This is a genomic window from Mesorhizobium sp. M1E.F.Ca.ET.041.01.1.1 (assembly GCF_003997355.1).
Taxonomy (GTDB): domain Bacteria; phylum Pseudomonadota; class Alphaproteobacteria; order Rhizobiales; family Rhizobiaceae; genus Mesorhizobium.
This window is the reverse complement of record NZ_RZSL01000425.1, coordinates 1-5,452: the sequence shown is the minus strand read 5'-3', so window position 1 is coordinate 5,452 and position 5,452 is coordinate 1. Positions and strand designations below refer to the sequence as shown.

7 protein-coding genes are annotated in these 5,452 nt (G+C 64.7%); 4 read left to right on the top strand and 3 right to left on the bottom strand.

All coding sequences use genetic code 11. The features are described from left to right. Window positions 1–411, bottom strand: a 411-nt coding sequence (locus tag EOA38_RS26710) for an enoyl-CoA hydratase-related protein (RefSeq protein ID WP_189434914.1), incomplete at its 3' end; no start/stop codon positions are given. Window positions 412–560: 149 nt separating this feature from the next. Between EOA38_RS26710 and EOA38_RS26705 the strand changes: the two genes are divergently transcribed. The 3 genes from EOA38_RS26705 (at window position 561) to rpsI (ending at window position 2,193) form a co-directional block, all read left to right on the top strand. After that, window positions 561–1,025: a PaaI family thioesterase gene (locus EOA38_RS26705; RefSeq protein ID WP_127300643.1), complete on the top strand. Its 465-nt coding sequence runs from the start codon at window positions 561–563 to the stop codon at window positions 1,023–1,025. Window positions 1,026–1,252: 227 nt separating this feature from the next. Continuing rightward, window positions 1,253–1,717: a 50S ribosomal protein L13 gene (rplM, locus tag EOA38_RS26700; RefSeq protein WP_059184834.1), complete on the top strand. Its 465-nt coding sequence runs from the start codon at window positions 1,253–1,255 to the stop codon at window positions 1,715–1,717. Continuing rightward, window positions 1,717–2,193 carry a 30S ribosomal protein S9 gene (gene rpsI, locus EOA38_RS26695; protein WP_126094188.1) on the top strand — a complete coding sequence of 159 codons (477 nt, stop codon included), beginning with the start codon at window positions 1,717–1,719 and terminating at the stop codon, window positions 2,191–2,193. The genes rplM and rpsI overlap by 1 nt, the downstream gene beginning before the upstream one ends. A gap of 61 nt (window positions 2,194–2,254) precedes the next feature. Here rpsI and EOA38_RS26690 read toward each other — a convergent pair whose 3' ends face one another. Next, window positions 2,255–3,166: a LysR family transcriptional regulator gene (locus tag EOA38_RS26690; protein ID WP_127300642.1), complete on the bottom strand. Its 912-nt coding sequence runs from the start codon at window positions 3,164–3,166 to the stop codon at window positions 2,255–2,257. A 95-nt stretch (window positions 3,167–3,261) separates the two neighbouring features. On the opposite strand from EOA38_RS26690, the gene EOA38_RS26685 reads away from it, so the two are divergent. Next, the gene (locus tag EOA38_RS26685; RefSeq protein WP_127300641.1) at window positions 3,262–4,134 is read left to right on the top strand and encodes an aldo/keto reductase family oxidoreductase; all 873 of its coding nucleotides are present in this window, start codon (window positions 3,262–3,264) and stop codon (window positions 4,132–4,134) included. A gap of 181 nt (window positions 4,135–4,315) precedes the next feature. Here EOA38_RS26685 and EOA38_RS26680 read toward each other — a convergent pair whose 3' ends face one another. Then, a complete protein-coding gene (locus EOA38_RS26680; RefSeq protein WP_127300640.1) occupies window positions 4,316–5,374 on the bottom strand; it encodes a glycerophosphodiester phosphodiesterase family protein in 1,059 nt (352 codons plus the stop codon). Window positions 5,375–5,452: the final 78 nt, after the last annotated feature.

Here is a 5,452-nt window from a genome sequence, read left to right as displayed (position 1 = left end):
GATCGCGAGGTCGCAGCTCGCGACCAATTGCAGGCCGGCGGCAGTGGCAAGGCCATCGACCTCGGCGACCACCGGCTTTGGGTGGCGCACAATTGTCTGCATCAGGCTCGCGCAAGCCGAAAAGGTCTTTTCGAAAAAGGCTTTGCCGCGGTCGGGATCGGCGCGGTGCGCGGTCATTTCCTTGAGGTCGTGACCGGCGCAGAAGACCTTGCCTGACGCCGCCAGGATGATGACGCGAACGGACTTGTCTTGTCTCACACGGTCGAATTCCGCCTGCAACGCCGCCATCGTCGCCAGCGAAAGCGCGTTGGCCGGCGGGCTGGCGAGCGTGAGGCGCAACACGCCCTTGTCCTGGCTCGCCAAAACGGGGCCGTCAGCGACGGCGGGCTTGATGGCAACGACTTCAGCCACTTCTAAACCTCTCGGTCAGCACTCGAAACGCATGGAGCAACAGAACTACCACGCTGCCGGTTGAAGAACAGCCGCGAGACGTGTTTTCTCCGTCGCACCGTTTGGTCCAGGCACCCGCGCTGGAACTTCCCCGTATATAGGAATCGCGCATGCCCGCTAAAAGCAATCTCAAGCCGGTGCTGACTGCCGCGGAAGTCAACGCGCTGATGGCAAGCGTCTATCCGCAGCTCAACGACCAGTTCGCCGTCTATGAGGCGTTGGAAGTGTTTCCCGGCGGCTGCACGGTGCGGCTCAATGCCGACGAGCGGCATCTGCGCCCGGGCGGTACGGTGTCGGGCCCGTCGCTGTTCACGCTGGCCGACATCGGCGGCTATGTCTGCGTGCTCAGCCACGCCGGGCCGGACGCGCTGTCGGTGACCACCAACCTCAACATCAACTTCATGCGCAAGGCCGAGGCTGGCCCGATCGACGGCCATTGCCGCATCCTGAAGTTGGGCAAGAGCCTGATGGTGTTCGACATCGACATCGTCGCCGGCCCGGACGGGCACACCGTGGCGCATGCGACCGGCACCTATTCGATGCCGCCGAAGCGCTCGGCTGATGCGGTAAAATAATACCTCTTGAACAAGCCATTGTTTTTATTTGACTTTATGCACCAAGCGGGTTTTCCATCGCCTTGACGCGTTTCGCGCCCTCGCCTATAAGCCCTCGCGAAGCAGCGGCCCGCAACGGCCGCCGTTTTGTTATTGGCGAATGGCTCCAGCCGCTCCGTCAATCCAAGCAACAAGAAACGCCTTTCCTTGTCCTTGCGGATAAGGAAGGTCAACCTGAGAGCAAAACCATGGCTACCTTTTCGCAGAAGCCTGCGGATGTGGTGAAGAAGTGGGTGCTGATCGACGCCGAGGGTCTCGTCGTCGGCCGCCTCGCCACTGTCATCGCCAACCATCTGCGCGGCAAGCACAAGCCCACCTTCACACCGCATGTCGATGATGGCGACAACGTCATCGTCATCAACGCCGACAAGGTGGTGTTCACCGGCAAGAAGTACACCGACAAGGTCTACTACTGGCACACCGGCCACCCCGGCGGCATCAAGGAGCGCACCGCGCGCCAGCTGCTCGAGGGCCGCTTCCCCGAGCGCGTCGTCGAGAAGGCCGTCGAGCGCATGATCCCGCGCGGCCCGCTTGGCCGCCGCCAGATGAAGAATCTCCGCGTCTACGCAGGCGCTGAACATCCGCACGCCGCCCAGCAGCCCGTCACGCTCGACGTGGCCAAGCTGAACTCCAAGAACAAGAGGGCCTCGTAATGGCTGAGCTTTCCTCGCTCGCAGAACTCGGGACTGTCACGACCGCCGCACAGCCGGCGGCACCCGTCCACGTCCAGAAGCTCGACAAGTCGGGCCGCGCCTATGCCACAGGCAAGCGCAAGAACGCCATCGCGCGCGTCTGGGTGAAGCCCGGCTCCGGCAAGATCACTGTCAACGACAAGGAATTCGCGAGCTATTTCGCGCGTCCGGTGCTGCAGATGATCCTCAACCAGCCGATCGTCGCCGCCAACCGCGCCGGCCAGTATGACATCATCGCCACCGTCATCGGCGGCGGCCTTTCCGGCCAGGCGGGCGCCGTGCGTCACGGCATCTCCAAGGCACTGACCTATTACGAGCCGGCGCTGCGCTCCGTGCTCAAGAAGGGCGGCTTCCTGACCCGCGACAGCCGCGTCGTCGAGCGCAAGAAGTACGGCAAGGCGAAGGCCCGCCGCAGCTTCCAGTTCTCGAAGCGCTGAGCTTCTTCGCTTGCAAGTTTTCGAAAGGCCGCCTCTGGGCGGCCTTTTGTTTTTCAAGCGGCTATTGTCCGCGCCCGGCGGGCGTCCTGATGTAGTCGATGAATGCGCGCAGCGGCGCAGGAACCATGCGCCGTCCCGGGTAATAGAGAAACGGTCCGGAAAATTCCTGCCACCAGGGCTCAAGAACGGGCTCCAAAGCACCGCTCTCGAAATACGGGCGGAGCCAGTCCTCGAACAGGCTGACAATGCCGGTGCCGGCCATCGCCGCATCGATGGCGAGATCGACGGCACCGCCCAGCGTGACGAGCAGCGGGCCGGAGGGATCGACCCGAACCACCTCGCCGTCGCGCTCGAATTCCCATGGCGCCACGGCGCGCCCTGAAAAACGGCCGCACAGGCAGGCATGGTCAAGCAGGTCGCGCGGGTGTTGCGGCCGGCCATGCCTGTCGAGATAGGCCGGTGAAGCGGCCGTCGCGAAACGTTGGATACGCGGTCCGATCGGCACCGCGATCATGTCCTGCTCCAGCCGCTCGTCGTAGCGGATGCCGGCATCGCAGCCGGCCGCCTGCAGGTCGACAAAGCTCTCTTCGGCAATCACCTCAAGCCGGATTGCGGGATAGGCGGCGAGAAATCCGGGGACGATCTTGGGCAGCACCAGCCGCGCGGCACTGACCGGCACGTTGAGCCGCAAGGTCCCCGCAGGTCGGTCGCGAAAGCCGTTCACGACGTCGAGCGCTGCTTCGACCTCACCCAGCGCGGGGCCGAGCCGCGCCAGCAGGCCCGCGCCAGCCTCCGTCAGGGCGACACTGCGCGTCGTGCGGTTGAACAGGCGCACACCTAGCTGCGTTTCGAGACGGCGAATCGCTTCGCTGAGCGCCGAAGCGCTGCCCGCCGTTGCGCGCGCTCCCTCGCGAAAGCCGCCGGCGCGTGCCACGGCCATGAACGCCTGAAGATCGTTGAGATCGGCCGCCATTGTCCTAAATTTCGTACAAGCTGTGCTGAATATAGCCGGTTATCGGGACAGCGGCCATGCCCTATCTCCGTCGTCGACAGCGAAGGAGAACCACGATGTCCAGCGTAAACAAATCCCGCACCTACAAACTCGGCGGCCATTCGGTTGGGCGGCTCGGCTACGGCGCCATGCAGCTTGCGGGCAAAGGCGTGTTCGGCCCACCGAAGGATCATGACGCGGCCATCGCCGTGCTGCGTGAGGCAGTGGCGAACGGGGTCAACCACATCGACACCAGCGACTATTATGGCCCGCATGTCACCAATCGGCTGATCCGCGAAGCGCTGGCGCCCTACCCCGGCGACCTTACCATCGTCACCAAGATCGGCGCCCGCCGTGGCAGCGACGCATCCTGGCTGCCGGCCTATTCACCGGAGGAACTCACGCAAGCCGTGCATGACAACCTCGCCAATCTCGGGCTCGACGTGCTGGATGTGGTCAATCTGCGCATCATGTTCGACACCCATGGTCCCGCCGAGGGCTCGATCGAAGCGCCGCTCACCGTGCTCGCCGAGCTGCAGCGCAGGGGCCTGGTGCGCCATATCGGGCTGAGCAACGTCACCCGCGCGCAGATCGCGGAAGGCCGCCGCGTCTGCGAGATCGTCTGCGTGCAGAACCAGTACAATCTGGCGCATCGAGGCGACGACGCGCTGATCGACGAGCTTGCGCGCGACGGTATCGCCTACGTGCCGTTCTTCCCGCTCGGCGGCTTCAGCCCGCTGCAGTCGTCGACACTGTCGGGCGTCGCTGAACGGCTCGGCGCGACGCCGATGCAGGTGGCGCTGGCGTGGCTGCTCAACCGCTCGCCGAACATCCTGCTGATTCCCGGCACGTCGTCGGTGGAGCATTTGCGGGAGAATCTTGCGGCGGCGGAGTTGGAGCTGTCAGAGGATGTGCTGAGCGAACTGGAGGGCGTGGCGAAAGCGGCGTGATTAGCTGATCTCCCCCCTTGAGGGGGAGATGTCGCCAAAGGCGACAGAGGGGGTCGCTTCGCGTGGAGCGCCAGCGCCTTCCGCGACGAAAGACAACGCCGGCGATTTACGTGAGGCGACCCCTTCTGGCCTGCCGGCCATCTCCCCCTCAAGGGGGAGATCGCAGCTCCGGCGCCGGCTCTCAGTTGATGCTCGCCGTATGCGCCGGCTCAGCTTGCTTCACGTCGGTCGTGTAAGGCACCCGATAACCGTTCGCCGTCAGCCATTCGATCGCCGCCTTCGGCTCATCTGTCTGGATGATGGTGGCGCCGCGGTCGACCCAGAAACCCCAGGCTTCGCGCGGCAGGCTGGCGGCCACCGCCAGTTCGTCGCCACGGCCGCCGGCGAGGAAGCCGCCCGGCTTGTTGACGATGGCGTAGCTGTCGGCCCAGAGGTGCCAGTCGCCGCGCACCGCTTCCGCCCGCATGCGGGTGCTGAACAGCGGGCCGCCAGATGTGGTCAACGTCTCGGCGCCGTTGCGCCAGTTGATCAGTTCGACCGCACGGAGGGAGAACGCCCGGCCTACTTCCTCGGCAAAGGCGGCATCGTGCACAGCGTCATCGGCAAGGATCGGCATGAACTGGAAGCCGCCACCTGCCTGGGCGAGCGCAACCCTGGCGGCGTCGATGCGCTGGCGGTTCCACAGGTTTTCCTTGACGATCACCTGATCGGCCATGCCGAGATCGCGTGCGACCGCGATCATTCCCGGCAGGTCGGTCACCTCCAGCTTGTTGTCGAGGTTGATCAGGATCCTGTCCTTGGTCGTAAGCAGCATCTCGCGCAGCGTCGACACCGGCTCGTTGGTGACGGCGCCCGTGCCTTCGACCACCAGCCGGCATTTTTTCAGCTCTGCCAGCGTGAAGCTGCCCACCTCGCCCCTGCAGGTCGTCGTGCGGTCCAACCAGCTGTCATGCATGACGACAAATTCGCCGTCCTTCGAGCGACGGATATCAACCTCGACGATCTCGGCGCCGATGGCGATCGAGCCCTCGACCGCGGCAAGCGAGTTCTCGGCATAAAGCCTCTTGCCGGCCTGCATGCTGCCGGCGCGGTGGGCGGCGATCATCACATGGTCGCGCCACTGGTTGGCGTGTTCGAAACGGTCGAGGATTTGGGCAGCGCGTGTCTCGCCGGCTAAGCTTTGGCCGGGGACGACCGCAAGGGTGGCGGACAGAAGAAGGCTCAGCCAGAGTGTTCGCATCGGGGAATCGCTCCGTTCCGGGTCGGGTCCCGGTTAGGCGATGCCCATGACAGGGTGGTGAACGAAGCCGGCTAGCTG